This is a genomic window from Flagellimonas sp. 2504JD4-2, assembly GCF_053642935.1.
The window spans coordinates 203,893-220,170 of the sequence record NZ_JBSIOV010000005.1 but is presented as its reverse complement, the minus strand read 5'-3'; the positions used below and the strand labels follow the sequence as shown (position 1 = coordinate 220,170).

Annotated in this window: 16 protein-coding genes; 10 read left to right on the top strand and 6 right to left on the bottom strand. The window is 41.8% G+C overall.

The features are described 5' to 3' along the window. The first annotated feature begins 37 nt into the window (after positions 1-37). Complete coding sequence (locus ACULLH_RS17990; protein WP_454090129.1) at positions 38-967, top strand: LysM peptidoglycan-binding domain-containing protein; 930 nt, start codon at positions 38-40, stop codon at positions 965-967. Further along, on the top strand, positions 942-2,006 hold the full coding sequence (locus tag ACULLH_RS17985) for an N-acetylmuramoyl-L-alanine amidase family protein (RefSeq protein WP_454090128.1): 1,065 nt from the start codon (positions 942-944) through the stop codon (positions 2,004-2,006). Before ACULLH_RS17990 ends, ACULLH_RS17985 begins: the two co-directional genes overlap by 26 nt. Here ACULLH_RS17985 and ACULLH_RS17980 read toward each other — a convergent pair. The 5 genes from ACULLH_RS17980 to ACULLH_RS17960 form a co-directional block, all read right to left on the bottom strand. Then, a complete protein-coding gene (locus ACULLH_RS17980) occupies positions 2,000-2,710 on the bottom strand; it encodes a TIGR04283 family arsenosugar biosynthesis glycosyltransferase (protein WP_454090127.1) in 711 nt (236 codons plus the stop codon). The two genes, ACULLH_RS17985 and ACULLH_RS17980, sit on opposite strands and share 7 nt — an antisense overlap. Beyond that, positions 2,697-3,566, bottom strand: coding sequence for a DUF547 domain-containing protein (locus ACULLH_RS17975; RefSeq protein ID WP_454090126.1), 870 nt, complete (start codon positions 3,564-3,566; stop codon positions 2,697-2,699). Before ACULLH_RS17975 ends, ACULLH_RS17980 begins: the two co-directional genes overlap by 14 nt. 82 nt (positions 3,567-3,648) lie before the next feature. Further along, the gene (gene arsM / locus ACULLH_RS17970; RefSeq protein WP_454090125.1) at positions 3,649-4,614 is read right to left on the bottom strand and encodes an arsenosugar biosynthesis arsenite methyltransferase ArsM; all 966 of its coding nucleotides are present in this window, start codon (positions 4,612-4,614) and stop codon (positions 3,649-3,651) included. Beyond that, on the bottom strand, positions 4,611-5,426 hold the full coding sequence (locus ACULLH_RS17965; protein WP_454090124.1) for a purine-nucleoside phosphorylase: 816 nt from the start codon (positions 5,424-5,426) through the stop codon (positions 4,611-4,613). Before ACULLH_RS17965 ends, arsM begins: the two co-directional genes overlap by 4 nt. After that, a complete protein-coding gene (locus ACULLH_RS17960; protein ID WP_454090123.1) occupies positions 5,423-6,043 on the bottom strand; it encodes a TIGR04282 family arsenosugar biosynthesis glycosyltransferase in 621 nt (206 codons plus the stop codon). The genes ACULLH_RS17965 and ACULLH_RS17960 overlap by 4 nt, the downstream gene beginning before the upstream one ends. A 227-nt stretch (positions 6,044-6,270) precedes the next feature. Here ACULLH_RS17960 and gap point away from each other — a divergent pair, with 227 nt between their 5' ends. Then, positions 6,271-7,263: a type I glyceraldehyde-3-phosphate dehydrogenase gene (gene gap, locus ACULLH_RS17955; RefSeq protein ID WP_454090122.1), complete on the top strand. Its 993-nt coding sequence runs from the start codon at positions 6,271-6,273 to the stop codon at positions 7,261-7,263. 437 nt (positions 7,264-7,700) lie between these two features. Here the strand turns inward: gap and ACULLH_RS17950 are convergent, their stop codons facing one another. Then, on the bottom strand, positions 7,701-7,928 hold the full coding sequence (locus ACULLH_RS17950; protein WP_454090121.1) for a hypothetical protein: 228 nt from the start codon (positions 7,926-7,928) through the stop codon (positions 7,701-7,703). Positions 7,929-8,112: 184 nt separating this feature from the next. Between ACULLH_RS17950 and ACULLH_RS17945 the strand changes: the two genes are divergently transcribed. The 7 genes from ACULLH_RS17945 to ACULLH_RS17915 all read left to right on the top strand — a co-directional run bounded on the left by ACULLH_RS17945 (position 8,113) and on the right by ACULLH_RS17915 (position 16,250). Beyond that, positions 8,113-8,841, top strand: a complete 729-nt coding sequence (locus tag ACULLH_RS17945) for a carbohydrate-binding family 9-like protein (RefSeq protein ID WP_454090120.1) — start codon at positions 8,113-8,115, stop codon at positions 8,839-8,841. Positions 8,842-9,214: 373 nt separating this feature from the next. Further along, positions 9,215-10,984: a PQQ-dependent sugar dehydrogenase gene (locus ACULLH_RS17940; RefSeq protein ID WP_454090119.1), complete on the top strand. Its 1,770-nt coding sequence runs from the start codon at positions 9,215-9,217 to the stop codon at positions 10,982-10,984. A 94-nt stretch (positions 10,985-11,078) separates the two neighbouring features. Then, entirely contained in the window at positions 11,079-12,326 is a 1,248-nt protein-coding gene (locus tag ACULLH_RS17935) for an amidohydrolase/deacetylase family metallohydrolase (protein WP_454090118.1), read from the top strand. 20 nt (positions 12,327-12,346) lie between these two features. Next, positions 12,347-13,447 (top strand): bile acid:sodium symporter family protein, encoded by a 1,101-nt coding sequence (locus ACULLH_RS17930; RefSeq protein ID WP_454090117.1) that lies wholly within the window; start codon positions 12,347-12,349, stop codon positions 13,445-13,447. A gap of 7 nt (positions 13,448-13,454) precedes the next feature. Continuing rightward, complete coding sequence (locus ACULLH_RS17925) at positions 13,455-14,408, top strand: RraA family protein (RefSeq protein ID WP_454090116.1); 954 nt, start codon at positions 13,455-13,457, stop codon at positions 14,406-14,408. A gap of 131 nt (positions 14,409-14,539) precedes the next feature. Beyond that, a complete protein-coding gene (locus ACULLH_RS17920) occupies positions 14,540-15,007 on the top strand; it encodes a RidA family protein (RefSeq protein WP_454090115.1) in 468 nt (155 codons plus the stop codon). A 10-nt stretch (positions 15,008-15,017) separates the two neighbouring features. Then, positions 15,018-16,250: an aminotransferase class V-fold PLP-dependent enzyme gene (locus tag ACULLH_RS17915; RefSeq protein WP_454090114.1), complete on the top strand. Its 1,233-nt coding sequence runs from the start codon at positions 15,018-15,020 to the stop codon at positions 16,248-16,250. Positions 16,251-16,278: the final 28 nt, after the last annotated feature.

Genomic DNA, 16,278 nt, shown 5'->3' with positions numbered 1-16,278 from the left:
ACATATTTGCATAGCACCCCAGCATCAAAACTTAAATATGAAATTACTACCGACACTTTTGCTGTGGGCATGCATTCCTTTCGCTTTATTTGGACAGACCGATTACTATACTGTGGTTGCTGAACCAGGCGATGGTATATACTCCATTCTTCGAAAACAAGGCCTTGATCCTGTTACCTATTATGAAGCATTTTTGAATGCCAATATGGAGAACATCAAGAATGGAAGTCAATTACATGTTGGTCGTGAGTATAATATCCCTCTGGTGGAGGACTCCTTTAAAAAAACCGGTGTAAAGGTCCAATTGAAAGATGACAAGGAAACTCCTATTTTCAATGAAGAGCTTGCCGACATGTCCCTTAAAAGTCGAACACTTAGCAATGCAATATATTATTTGATTCTTGAGAACCCGTCAAGCCAAAACAAATTTATTTCGGATATCACAGATAATCTGGCTGCGTCACTTATGGTCCACGGAGCCCAAGTCTATGTTTTTGGGAGTGAGGAAGAGTTTTCCCAAGACCAATCAGATTTAACTTCAAAGGAAAAAATGGGCCATTATATTGAGGCCATAAACAAAAGGTATTTGCAAAACTCCGGTAAATATCAGCGATTACTGGTTATTCGGTCCAATGGATTGATTAAAAACGGAAGCATGGATGTTGCTGTATATCATCATAACAAAAGTGAAAACAGCCAACGTTTTGCGGAAAACATCCAAAAGGCGTTTAAAGAGAATAGTGTTTCAAACCGATCATACGATAATATGGAACGCATCTTTGAAGATAGAAATAGCCTTTATTTGGCCACAAACACACTTCCGGTTGTGAGCTTGTTGACCATAGACGGAAATGCCAAAACAAGCAAGCAGAAAGGAATTCCTGTCAGTTCCGATAAAAATGCCTTTACCAATTGGATTACAAGTGGTATTTTAAGGGATTATGCGGAGCTTACCATCGAAGATTAGTGCATTTAATTTATCAGTAAACCCAACGCTATTTTTACTGGCACTTTTTAGTTTAGGCTTAGGCGTCAATGTTTTGGCCCAAGACTCCATCATTCAGGTTGAAGCCATAACTGGGGATGGTATTTACTCATTGTTAAGGAGAAATGGGCTTGATCCGGCCAAGTTTTATCAAGATTTTATCCAACTGAACAAAGAAAATCTTGGGGATGACCACAAGCTGTACAACGGAAATTCGTATCAAATTCCATATCTAACACAAGCGGAAAAAGCAGATGAAACTGCCGACAATCCGAAAAATAAGGTGTATCCCATTTTTGGAGAGGAGTATGCGGAAGTTGAACCAATAAGCGACAGATTGGATAATGCGGTATACTATCTGATTTCTGGCCATGGAGGTCCGGACCCGGGAGCCGTGGAGGACTATGCAGGCAAAAAAATAGCTGAGGACGAGTATGCCTATGATGTGACCCTGAGGTTGGCGCGGGAACTACTGGCCCATGGTGCGGAAGTGCATATCATTGTTCGTGATGAAGATGACGGAATAAGGGATACGAGAGTTCTTGATCTTGACACTGATGAGGTTGTGCTTCCCGATAAGATAATTCCCTTAGGACAACTATCGCGTTTGAAGCAAAGGGTGGAGGTGGTTAACCAACTTTACTTGGAACGCAGGGGAAAATATCAAAGACTTATCGTGACCCATGTGGATAGTCGAAGCAGGGGGACCAATATTGACGTTTTCTTTTACCATCACCATAAAAGTAAAAATGGAAAGCGCTTGGCGGAAAACATACACAAGACCTTTCAAAAGAAATACAAGAAGTTTCAGCCCAATAGAAAATATACAGGCACCTTTAAGGACAGGAGCAATCTGTATTTGGTTAAAAATACGTTGCCTGCCATTGCCTACATTGAAATAGGAAATATTCGCAGCAAAAAAGACCAGCGAAGAATTTTAGATCCGGACAATCGACAAGCTTTGGCGAAATGGATTTCTGAAGGTATTCTGTTGGACTATGAAACAAGACCCGGTCAATAGTTAAGAATATTTTTTGCGTAGTATCGATATAATTCATCAGGCCCCGCCCCCAAGTAATTCTTTAAATGGATCATCCCGAAGTGGAATTGAATCTTTACCCATCCCTTTTCACGATATTTTCTAGCTGAGGTAATTACGGCTTCAGGCAGTACCTTGAATTTGGTTTGTTGGTAAAGGCGTGTTATAAACTCAGTGTCCTCATAGATAAGATAATCTTCGTTAAAGCCTTTGTTCGTTTCAAACAGTTTCCGTTTTATGAACAAGGATTGATCTCCACCACGGCAAAGCGTATGGTTTATGCGGGATAGCCAGGCAAAAAATCTTAAAATGGGATTTTTGGTATCGAACTGCATTCGAAAACACCCGGATTCGTGCCCTTGATCAATTGCATTTAAAATGGTGCTGTCAAAATTTTTGGGAGTAAAGGTGTCCGCATGCAGAAAATAAAGGATTTCGCCTTGGGCATGCCTTGCTCCAAAATTCATTTGTCTCGCCCTTCCCTTTTTTGACTGGAGAACTGTAGTGCCATAGGCCATGGAAACCTCCATGGTTTTATCATGACTGCCACCATCAACGCAGATGATTTCTTTTATGTTGGATGGGTCACTGGTTTCCTTAAGGTGCTGAATGACCTGCCCTATAAATCCCTCCTCGTTAAGTACAGGGATGATAATACTTATGGATGGAATGTTACTTTGCCTCATTCAAACTCCAATCATAGTCCAAGTATTCAATTTTTGCATCCTTGCCAACAGGATTGTCCAAATACTGATTGATATAACCCAATAATTTGGTCTTTTCGGTGAAATCGCCTTTGTACCATTTAAAGATTCTTGAAAGTTGGGCCACATCGTTGCCAAACCGATTTCGAGTCTTGTCGTTCACAAAATCTACAGCCGTTTTGGAAAGCAACCTTTCCATACTTTGAGGCGTAAAGGCCACATTGAGCAGTTTTGGGCAGGAATAGGAAGCGCAATTAATGGCAAAATGAATTCTGGGTTCGTCCATCTTGCGTAGCACCTCATGTTCAATATCATTCAATGAGGTTATGTCATTCCCAACCTTGACCCATTTTTTCTTCCAACGATTTGGAATGTCCTTAATACTTTTTATGGGATAATGGTCCACAATGAGTTTGACCGTCGCTGCATTGTAAAGATTGATATAGTACGCCAGCTTATCATTTTTTGTCCAGCTCTCGGATGGCGGATTCTGAGCCATTTCCATTAAATAGGTATCCAATTTGGCAATATCACCCTTAAAACCAAGATAATTGACATTGCCAGCATCGTCCACATACTTTTTCAATAAGTCTCCCCATAGGGTGTGACTCGGCATCAAACTTTCAGGTTGGACCACTTTCGGTGGAACGGGCTCAATTTTTGCATTCGATTCCAGAGATGGGGCGCTATCATTTTGTATTGACACTATCTCATTTTCAGAAATAGGGGTTGATATCGCCACCTGGGTACTTTCTGGGACAACTTGGGATTGTTCTTTAAGCTGTGGATTGCATGAAAACAAGACTGTTCCAAGCAATACGTGAAGCATTAGATTCATAGCAGCTTTTTTATAGGTTCAAGCGTATTTGATAAAACAGTCTTTAAAACTGCCCCAACCTTTCATCTTATCTTAAAAAAACCTAGCAACAACCACCCCCATCGTAGTGCCAGGTACTTTCACTAACATGGATTTCATCTGAAGCGGCTCCCAATGCAGCGGCTGTTTTGTCACAAACCGCTAAAGGTTGGTTTTGTAACAGCACATGCCCCAATCCATCATCAAAATACTCCTGGTCACCATAATAGATAGCTGTTTTTCCAGTAAAGACACAAGGGCCGTCCGCAGGCATAGGATCCTTAATGGCAGCTATTTCAATGGATTCAATGTGAATAAGCTCATCTGTTGGGTAATGGTTCGGAGAAAGTACTCTATATGATTTTCGCGCCCTGATTTCTATCGTACCAAAACCAGCATCGGTAAGCACTTTTACATAATCTTTTATCGGGATGCTACCACTAAGGCATAATGCCCTTAGTCTATCATCGTTTCTGAGCTCATCGTTCATGGGTTGCTCACAGGTAGGGTCACTCATTACCAATCGACCATGAGGCTTTAGTACACGGTACATTTCTGCCACAGCTTTTTTCAAATCTTCCATTTTGAAAATATTGAAAAGGCAGTTTTGCGCGGCGACGTCAATGCTTTCGTCCTCAACAGGTAGGTTTAGTGCATCACCTTTGACCAAATCCACAAACTCACTTTTGAACCAGTCGTTTTCTTCTTCGGCCACTTTAAAGTTCTTGCGGGAGGCCTCTAACATTTCGTCCACAGAATCCACTCCAATGATTCCACCTTTTTGTCTGGAGAAATAGGCGAATTGAAGCAATTCCATTCCACCACCAACACCTACATAAAGCACTTTGGGATTATCGACCAGATCCTGAGCGGAAACGGTACTTCCACAGCCGTAATTCATTTCCTGCATGATTTTCGGAATGGAAAGCCCGGGAAACTGCCAAATAGGATTGGTGGTACAGCAAAGCCCAACATCGGGGGTTAGGGCAGCTTCTTTGTACAGGTCATGTGTTGCTTCTAAATAACTCATATAGTCTTTATTAATTCTTTGAACAATTGGATCATTTTTGGTTCGGTTTTACCCGCTATTTCAATAATCTCTTGAATATTAATCGGTTGTAGATTATCTGGGTCGCATTCATCCGTCAAAACGGAGACTGCTACAATAGGTAGTCGTAAATGATTGGCAACAATTACTTCTGGAACAGTACTCATTCCGACGGCATCTGCTCCCAAAATTTTCAACATGCGATATTCTGCTTTGGTTTCCAATTGCGGTCCAACAACCGATGCATATACTCCTTTTTGGATCGAAATACCTTCTTTTTTGGCTATGGCCTCAATTTTATTGCGCATATCCACATCATAAGGTTCGGCCATGTCCACAAAACGATCTCCGAACTCGGCCACATTTCTAAATGCCAAAGGCGAACCGCCCTGAAGATTGATATGATCTTCAATGAGCATAATTTCGCCCTTTTTAAAGTTAAGGTTTATCGCACCAGAAGCGTTGGAAACAAATAATTTCCTGATGCCAAGTTGGTGCATTACACGAATCGGATAGGTGATGTCCAGAAAGTCATATCCCTCATACAAATGAAACCTCCCCTGCATTACCACCACCTTTTTGTTGGCAATGGTACCGAAAATGAGCTTTCCGGTATGAAACTCCACAGTTGCCAAAGGAAAGTAGGGAATATGGTTATAGTGGGCCTCAATGGGTTGTTCTATTTCATCAACTAACTGCCCCAGCCCTGTCCCTAGTACAATACCGATTTCCGGGGAGTCGAACCCTTTCTTTTTTAGATATTCAACAGATTCGTCAAGTTGTTTTTTGGTCATTCTTTTATGTGTTTTAAATACGGTTGAAAAGCCTCAATGTCCTTGATGTCTTCATAATGATCTACATCGTTCTTGGTAGGGAGCATAAAAACTTTTTCATTTTTCAGATCTTCCATTGTGTTGGACAGCACGGTTTCTGTACCCCAGGATTTATTTTGAAACAAATCTTTTTTGAGCGAGGTCATACCCAGTAGGTAATAACCGCCATCCTCTGCCGGTCCCACAACAAAATCATGCGCTTCAAGCTGTTCAAAAGCCTTTTCCAGATCAGATTGTGCAAGATCGTACATATCACTTCCAATAATAATGATTTTTTCAAAACCAGAATCAAATCCGCTTTCGAATGCATGTTGCATACGTAGGCCTAGATCAGCACCAAATTGCAATTCTTTTTTATAGGTTTTATCATCCCATATATCATTGGTCCAGATACTTTCAGAATAATAGACCTGTTTTTCCACCTCTAAATCCTTTGTTATCCTAGCTGTATGCGCAAGAAGAAATTTATAGATTTCCAAAGCGGTTGCATCACCTGTTTTGGCAGCAAGCCGGGTTTTGCATTTTCCAAGTTCGGGATTACGCGTAAAAATTAACAGCAGGTTTTTTTTGTTGTTCAAAAAATTTCTTTTTGGGAATTACTTAAATCTTGCGTTGGTCCATTAAATGACCAAATACTTACCAAGGGGGTAGTATCAGTTCATCAAAGATAAAACTTTGTGATTTGAAATTCTGGACTGAAACCCTAATTTAAGGTAAGTTTATATACCTATGCGATTATGTAATTTTAATGGTCATTTTCAGACTAATAGCACGCAAACAATTAATAACTATAAGAACATTAAAAATGAGAATAGGAATAAATGGAATGGGACGGATCGGACGTGCTGCTTTAAAGGTAATCAACGATACTCCCGGTTTGGAGGTTGTAGCGGTAAATGATATCGTTTCCATTGAAAATACTGCCTACCTGCTAAAATATGATACGGTTTATGGGGTATACGATAAAGAGGTCTCTCATGAACCCAACACTTTAATTGTTGATGGAAAAAAAATCAACTACTCTTCCATCCGAACACCGGAAGAATTGCCATGGAAAGCACATAAGGTAGACTTGGTCATTGAAAGCACAGGGGTTTTTACCAGCGGAGAGGATGCTGAAAGACATTTGAAAGCGGGCGCAAGCACTGTTGTGATTTCTGCCCCTACCAAAAGTGCGGATACTCCTACTGTAGTGCACGGGGTTAATGGAGAAGACGGGAATGTGAATGTTTTTTCCTGTGCTAGCTGTACCACGAACAATATAAGTCCCATAGTGGAGATTTTGGGACGTAGAATCGGAATCAAGAAGGCAATAATGACTACGGTTCACGCTTACACGGCTTCGCAAGGCATTGTGGATGCCCCTTCAAAGAAGAATTTTAGGATGGGAAGGGCGGGAGCCCAAAACCTGATTCCTACAACAACGGGTGCTGCAATTGCGACAACAAAGGCGCTTCCTGCTTTTGCTGGAAAGTTTGATGGTGTAGCCATACGTGTCCCAGTCCCAGTAGGTTCTATTTCTGACTTGACCTTTGTTACGGAAAAGTCCGTTACCGCCGAAGAGGTCAACCAAATTTTAATTGAAGAAGCCAAAACGGAACGCTATGCCAATGTTTTGGATACTACGGATGAGCCCATTGTATCCTCAGATATCATCCAAAGTCCCTATGCATCTACTGTAGATCTTGCCATGACCAGGGTTGTGGACGGGGACTTACTTAAGGTAATGACTTGGTATGATAACGAGTGGGGTTTTACAAACCAGATGATTCGACAGATTCTCGAAATAAAAGGATAAAATCTTAACGAAAAAGGGGCCGCACTTTAATGCGGCCCCTTTTATTTTGAGACAATATGTATGGTTGGGGTTTAATCCCTTCAACTCAGGGTAAAAGATCTAATAAAAAAAGTGGTACAGGCTATTGATCAGTGAAGCTACAGAGCATGCTATCACAAAATACCAGAAGGCATAGCCCATTTTTTCATCTACAGTGTTCATTTCAAATGTGTTTGTTCTTGGTTGAGGTTTTAATTATACCCCTAAAATTATTGAAATGAAAGCGTCAAAAATCTACAATTTTATTTATGGCACTGAAAAAGATGTAATTGGTACCAATTGCACTATAAATTGCATTTTGGCAAAATAGCCTTTTAAGAATAAAACCAACGGGGGATTAAATAATCACCACAGGAGAACCTACCAGTTGCGGTAAGCTGCGGTACTAAGTATAGTTGCTATACTAAAGGAGTGCCCTTCAAACGCTTCTCTATCTTGCGTTTTTTCTCGGTAAGACTTTTCATGACGTCCATTAAATTGGAGTCTTTAGTCTCTTTGTAAATTTCGTTTATGGAAAGTATCAAGCTTTTGGCTTCGCGTGAAGCGGCCACTCGGTCGCTTGTAGACATGTGACTTAAAGTCCTGCCTTCAAACTCTTTTGCCTTTTCTAATAATTCCTCGGACATTTTTATTTAAAATTAATCTAGATTGGCTAAATATAAGCCTTACTTTCATATTTTCTACCTATACTGGTATTCGATTTTCATATTTATGAAATAATTAAGAATCCCACAATAGCTTAACAGAAATAATCAAAAATTGGAAAAGGGTACATTTTGTACTTTTAGAGTCTAGAATCAAACCTCTCGCATGCACAAAAAAGCGACCTGCTACCTTTTGATATCCTTGATAGTTGCCGCATGCAACCCTAAAACACCTGCTGTGAACAAGACTTTGAAAGTAAGGGAAATTGAATTTGATGGAACAATTGACCTTCAAAAAGTTTCGCGATTGTTGGACGAACATGCGGAAACCAATTTTGTCGACGTGCTCAACTGGGATAGTTTTCCATACCAACCGAAAGTTGGATTCAAGATTGCCCACAGCAATAATCAAATTTGGTTGAAGTATGAAGTCGAAGAAGAAAACATATTGGCGGAAAAAACTGAACCAAATTCATATGTTTTTCGGGATAGCTGTGTTGAGTTCTTTTTTGATCCGTTATCGGATGGGAATTACTACAACTTTGAGATCAATTGTATTGGTACAATCCTTTCGGCTTATGGGGCACAACGGAAACCTCGTGAATTTTTATCTCCGGATACCATAAAGAATGTGATCCAAACAAAATCGTCCTTGGGAAGCCAATCTTTTACCGAAAGAACAGGGGGGCACTCTTGGGAGATTACAATAATACTTCCGGCCGAGGTTTTGACCCACGATTCCGGAATCCAATTGAAGGGTCTGCAATCTAGAGCTAACTTTTATAAATGTGGAGACGCCACCTCCAAGAAACATTACTTAAGTTGGAATCCAATAGATACCAATAAGCCCGATTTTCACCGACCTGAATATTTCGGCGAGTTAATATTTGAGTGATCTTCCTTCGATTATGCGCTATGTTCAATAGGATAAAACAGTAAGTGCATCAATTCTTGCAAGGATCTTTGATTTCCATAAGGGGTTGAATCCTGTTGAACGGACACTTCTAACACGTCCTTGGTCTAAATCTTTTGTTTTAAGGGGATTAAAAATCTAGATTTAATTGGATCATTCCTTACTGTTGATTTAGGTATTCCTAAGGTATGGATCAAAGTAAATGTCAGTTTGGGCTTTTTTGATGTCATTTGCCAAATTTTGAAGTCATATAAATAGTACTGGCCAACATATTGATTGACACTACTATAAACAAGGAAGATTTTCAGACGGACTTCGAGCTTGGGAAATACAACACACTTATTTTGACAAAACCATGGAAGACCAACCAGAACACTCTATGATTAAGGTAAATGCATTTGTAAAATTTATCTCTAGGTTAAAAACCATTCCATGCTATCTTCTCTTGGTTGCCTGTTTTGTGCAATGCGACAAAGAGCAAGGCCCAGTGAACGGAGGACTTTTTCTCCCTGATGGTTTTGAGGCCACTGTTGTGGTAGATAGCACAGAGGGAAAAGTTAGGCATATGGCTGTTTCGGAAGATGGATACCTCTATGCCAAACTTAGACATTCAAGCGCAAAAGGCTCAATTACTGCCATCCAGGATTTGGATGGAGATGGTGCAGCAGACAATGTGGAGAGCTTTGGCTCCTATAGAACCAGTCAAAAATGGAGCTATTCCACCGCCATGAGAATCTACAATGGATACCTTTATTTTAGTTCTGAGTTGGTGGTGTATCGTTATAAGTTAAAACCCGGGACTTTGGTTCCCGAAGGTGAAAAGGAAATCGTTTTTACCGATGACCACCCCCATGGCAAGCACGAACACATTGGCAAACCTTTGGCCTTTGATGATGAAGGACATATGTATATCCCATTTGGAGCGCCATCAAATGCCTGCCAGGATCCTAAAAGAACTCCTGGAGCACCTGGTTTGGATCCATGCCCTCAGTTGGAGCTTCATGGTGGAATATGGCGGTTTGATGCCAACAAATTGGGCCAGACCCAAAAGGATGGATATAAGTATGCTACCGGTATTCGAAGCGTGGTGGCAATGGATTGGAATCCGGCCGATAAAAACCTATATGTAGTCATGCATGGTCGGGACGACCTTTTACGATTGTTTCCAGACAAGTACGATCCTTGGCAAAGTGCAATGCTTCCTTCGGAAGAATTTATTAGAGTGACCGAGGGTTCTGATTTTGGATGGCCGTATTGCTACTACGACCAGATTAAAGAGAAAAAGGTTTTGGCGCCCGAATATGGGGGAGATGGCGATATTGTGGGAAGATGCGACCAATATGACGATCCAATTGTTGGTTTTCCGGGACACTGGGCTCCGAACGATCTTGTATTTTATGAAGGAGAGGCTTTTCCAGAACATTATAAAAATGGTGCGTTCATCGCATTTCACGGATCCACGAACAGGGCCCCTTATCCGCAATCAGGGTATTTCGTTGGTTTTGTTCCATTTAAAGATGGAATGCCAAGTGGCGATTGGGAAGTATTCGTTGATGGTTTTGCTGGAGTGGATCCCTTGGAAAGTGTAAATGATGCCATATATCGTCCCATGGGAATTGCCTTTGGTCCAGATGGAGGAATGTATATATCCGATTCCGTTAAGGGCAAAATATGGAAAATTACTTTTTCGGGAGACCGAGATTCATTTGGGGAGGAGCAATTGGCGCAAATGGAAAAAAGAAAAGAACTTTCCCATATCCGCACTCCAGATAAGATAAAGGATAATTTGATGAAGGATGATATCTCAGGGGGAGCCAAAACTTACTATACCTATTGCAGTGCGTGCCATCAAAAGGATGGCGGAGGGGCTACGGGACGATTTCCACCCATTGCCAACACGGATTGGGTAACTGGGGACAAAGAGAGATTGATTAGAATTATTCTTGAAGGAATGGAAGGCAGCATCCAAGTGCATGGAGAGACCTATAATGGGGTTATGCCGCAACATAGTTTTCTTTCGGATGAGGAAATAGCCGAGGTGCTGACCTATATACGTTCAAATTTTGATAACAGGGCAAGCGCCATCGAACCGCAGGAGGTGGAAGAAATTAGAAACGGCCTTTAGTCCGATTTAATGAAGCAATAAATAACCAACAATATCCCAGAGCAAGAATAGCAATTACCGAAGTGCTATTACAAGCTCCATAAAACACGAGAAAATGAAAACATATGTCAAGAACGTATTTGTAACCATCTTGATTTTATTCTTGGGTAGCCAAGCTACGGCACAGGAATATGATTTATTGATCAAGAACGGACATGTTATAGATGTCAAAAACGGACGGGACCAGGTAATGGATGTGGCCATTCTGGATGGAAAGATTGCAAAAGTGGATAACCAGATTTCAGAACGGGGAGCCAAAAAAGTAATCGATGCCAAGGGACTTTATGTGGTTCCTGGTCTTTTGGACATTCATACCCATAACTTTCATGGAACGGTACCATTTAGCTATTTGAATAATAGCTTCGCCGCCCTTCCTCCAGATGGGTTTACCTTCCGAAGCGGGGTGACCACTGTGGCAGATGCGGGAAGTTCAGGATGGAGAAATTTCAGAAAATTTAAAGAACAGGTGATTGACCGTTCCAAGACAAGGGTATTGGCCTTTTTGAATATAGTTGGTTTGGGAATGAAGGGAGGTGCTATCGAACAGGATTTGACGGATATGGATTCTAGACTGACAGCCATGGTTGCCAAGCAATTTCCAGATATGATCGTAGGGGTGAAACTTGCCCACTTCAGTGGGTTCAATTGGACACCTACAGAACGCGCTGTTGAAGCGGGGAAATTGGCTGATATTCCGGTCATGATCGATTTTGGGGGCAGTGATCCAGAATTATCCATAGAGACCCTGTTCTTGGAAAAATTGAGGCCGGGCGATTTGTTTACCCATGCCTACGCGCATGTAAATGGAAGAACCCCAATTGTGGATGAGAATGGAAAGGTCAGAGATTTTGTATTTGCGGCCCAAAAGCGCGGGATCATATTTGATGTGGGCCACGGGGGAGGTAGCTTTTTGTTCGAACAAGCGGTTCCTGCTATGAAACAAGGACTAAAACCCAACTCCATCAGTACCGATCTGCATACCGGTAGTATGAACGGGGGTATGAAGAGCCAAATCAATGTAATGTCGAAATTTCTGAATATGGATATGCCCTTGAATGAGGTTATCGCCGCTTCAACATGGGAGCCTGCAAAAATTATCCAAAGGGAAGATTTAGGGCATCTCTCTGAAGGAGCGGTGGCCGATGTAGCAATTTTGAACCTGAGAAAAGGAGATTTTGGTTTTATCGATGTCAGACGAAAAAAATTAAATGGAGATAAAAAACTGGAATGTGAGCTTACTATCCGTGAGGGAGAGGTTGTATGGGACCTAAACGGAATAGCGAGCAGTCTATGGGATGAATAACAACTAAACAAAACCAACCAATGAAGAAACCCTATAAACTATTATTGATTGCCTCACTCATCTGCCTTTCGGCAACCGTGGTCCTGTTGATCATGGGGCAAGGAGCGCAAACAGGCCCTGCCCTTGTGTTCTTTTTTCTTTTACTGGCTTTGGCCATTCGAGGGCACAAGAAACTTAAAGGCTTCTCCTTTACAGTTTTGGTATTTGCCGCAGTGAGTGTTTCCATGTTCTACCCAGCCTTTTTCACGAACATTGGCTCATTCCAATTGAAATCGTTGATTGTTCCCTTATTGCAGTTGATTATGTTCGGAATGGGGACCGCAATGAGCATAAAAGATTTTGCAGGGGTCGTAAAAATGCCAAAAGGCGTGTTGGTAGGGCTGCTATGTCAGTTCACCATAATGCCGGTATTGGGATTTGCCATTGCTACTATGTTTGGATTTCCCGCGGAGATTGCAGCTGGGGTAGTGCTGGTAGGGTCATCTCCTAGCGGATTGGCTTCCAATGTAATGGCCTATTTGGCGAAGGCAAATCTGGCCTTGTCCGTTACCTTGACAGCTGTTTCCACCGTGCTGGCTCCACTAATGACACCTTTATTGATGGAAACCTTTGCCGGGCAATTTGTACCCATAGATTTCTTGGGAATGATGATGAGTATTGTCAAAATTGTGATTTTGCCCATAATCGCAGGATTATTGTTTAACTACTTTTTCCATGGTAAGGCAAAATGGTTGGATAAAGCCATGCCGATTGTATCAATGGCAGGAATTGCCTTGATAATCGCAATTATTACCGCCGCAGGTAGGGACAGTTTGCTAACCATTGGGTTATTCCTCATCCTGGCAGCCATCATACATAATATCGCAGGATATTTCTTGGGCTATTGGTCCTGCAGGGCATTAAAGATGAAAGAACAAGATTGTAGAACCATAGCACTTGAGGTAGGTATGCAAAATGGTGGATTGGCTTCTGGAATTGCCCTGGAAATGGGTAAGGTGGCAACCATAGGATTGGCTCCGGCGGTCTTCGGCCCGTGGATGAACATTTCCGGTTCCTCACTGGCGACATGGTGGCGCGATAAAGATCCAGATAAGAAAACAGACGAATCCAAAGAAACATAAATATCAGATGAACACAACCAAATTTTTGAAAATGAAATTGAGCTATAGATTGCTACTTTCCACAGGACTTTTCTTATTTGCCTTTGGAAGTATGACTGCACAGACATTGACCAAGGAACAGATGTTGTTCTTGACACCTCAGTGGACCGGGGAACGATTTGAGGATGGAAGGCCAAAAGTTGCAGATGATGTTTTGGCTAGAATGAAAAACGTTACCATAGAAGAAGCGTGGGGTGTATTGCGGAATGAAGGTTACCACAACCAGTTTGAGAGTGGTTGGCAACCATTGCACGATGATGTTCCGGTCGTGGGCCGGGCACTTACCGTGCAGTATATGCCCAATCGTCCTGATGTGTCCGATCAAATAAAGAAAAAAGGAAAATCCGATGGGCGAATAGGCAATACAAATTCATGGCCAATAGATATGTTGGTCGAAGGGGATGTGTATGTGGCCGATGCCTTTGGAAAAATTGTAAATGGAACCTTGATTGGCGACAATCTTGGAAATTCCATCTATGCCAAATCAAAAAACGGTGTGGTTTTCAATGCTTCCAGTAGGGATATGGAAGGACTCTCAGAAATTAAAGGATTCAATGCCTTTGTGCGAGGTTGGGACCCATCGTTTCTAACCGAGGTGATGCTCTTAAGTATTAATACACCGATTCGGATCGGAGCGGCGACGGTATTGCCGGGTGATGTGGTCTTGGCAAAACGTGAGGGCATTATGTTTATTCCATCACATTTAGCGGAAAAAGTGGTGGTGACATCCGAAGTGGTCCGATTGAGAGACTTGTTTGGAATCACCAGATTAAAAGAGGGTAAATACACCCCGGGACAAATAGATAATAAATGGACCGAGGATATTGAAAAGGACTTCTCCCAATGGTTGCGAAGTCATATCGACGAACTCCCTGTTCCAAAGGAACAAGTTCGGAAACTATTGGAAAAGCGCATGTGGTAATTCAATAAAATCAACCGATTCCAAAATATTGTCCCCTTGAGGGGACTTTAGGGGTGTCTTTAATCATTAAACTTGGAACGTGTAGAGCTAAGAAAAAAATACAAATAAGTAACAACTATAAAAAATCAAAAATGGAAAGAACGGATAGAAGATCAGCATTTAAAAAATTAGGGATGGGGCTTGCAGCCATTTTGGGCGTAGGTTCCGTAAAGGCAATGGGAAACGAGTCCAAACCCAAGAAAGAAGTAGTGGGTGAGATCGTGCAGGATAAGAAGATTCCTTTGTTCTCAGGAGCGGTAAAACATGGAAATACGCTGTATGTTGCAGGAAAAGGAGCTCATTTTGAAGGAGATATCAAGTCCCACACAGATCATGTCCTAAAGGAAATTGAAAAGGAATTGGTCAAGAATGGCTCTTCCATGGACAAGGTATTAAAAGTAAATGTGTACCTGCACGATTTGGAAGATTACCATGGAATGAACGAAGTGTACCGAGGGCGTTTTGGCGAGAATCCACCTGTACGAACCACAGTTGCAGTTTACGGAGGGGTTCCAGGTGATTCGTTGGTTGAGATTGATTGTATTGCAGCATTGGATTAAAATTTGAAACATGAAAAAATCAGAAAATAAGCTTAGTAGAAGAAAACTCTTGAAGACGCTTTCCAGTCTTCCTGTTGTGGGCGGATTGGTAGGCACAGGATTGCTTACCCCGCAGATGATGAAAGCCGCTGTTGAGACACCAGCTTCCAGAAACTTTTTCAAGGAATTGGGCCTTCGTACCTTTATTAATGCCGCAGGCACCTATACCTCCATGACCGGCTCTTTGATGTCCAATGAGGTGTTGTCGGCAATTACCTTCGGAGCCACAGAATATGTTAATCTGGATGAACTTCAGGACAAGGTAGGGGAACGGATTGCCGAATTATTGGAATGTGAATATGCTACCGTTACGTCGGGGGCATTCGGAGCTATGTCCATTGGAACAGCCGGTGTACTTAGTGGTATGGATGAGGAAATCGTATCAAGACTACCGGATTCAACAGGAATTAAAAATGAGATTATCCTTCAAGAAGCCCATAATATTGGATATTCCAAGGCGCTCACCAACGTTGGCGCCAAATTGGTTTGGGTAAAAACCGCAAAAGAACTGAAAAAAGCCATCAATAAGAATACGGCAATGTTGTGGTTTCTGAATGCCAATACTGATGAAGGTGAAATTAAAAGGGAGGAATTTGTTGCCCTAGGTAAAAAACATAAGATTCCAACTTTTATTGATTGTGCTGCCGATGTACCCCCGGTGGACAACTTGTTCAAATTTACCAAAATGGGCTTCGATTTAGTTGCTTTTTCTGGCGGAAAAGGAATTCGTGGGCCTCAGAGTGCAGGACTTTTATTGGGTAAACGCAAATATATTGAAGCGGCCAGATTGCATACGCCACCAAGGGGAACTACTATAGGTAGGGGAATGAAAGTGAACAAGGAAGAAGTCTTAGGAATGCTTGTCGCTTTGGAAACCTATTTGCAAAAGGACCATGATGCAGAATGGAAACTATGGGAGAGTCAGATTAAATTGATCAACGATAGCGCTTTATCCGTAAAGGGTGTAAAAACGGAGATTCATGTACCGCCGCATGCTAACCACGTGCCTTCATTACGAATTACATGGGACCAAGATGTGGTGAAAATCAATGCCAAAGATGCAAGAAAACGATTGCAGGAAGGGCATCCTTCCATCGCAACAGTTGGAAATGATGATACGATTGGAATCACTACCTGGATGATGGTCCCCGGTCAAGAAAGAATCGTGGCCCAAAGAGTCAAAGAAGTGTTGGAAAACGCTTAAATTTATGCGAATCCAATAAACTCTATGA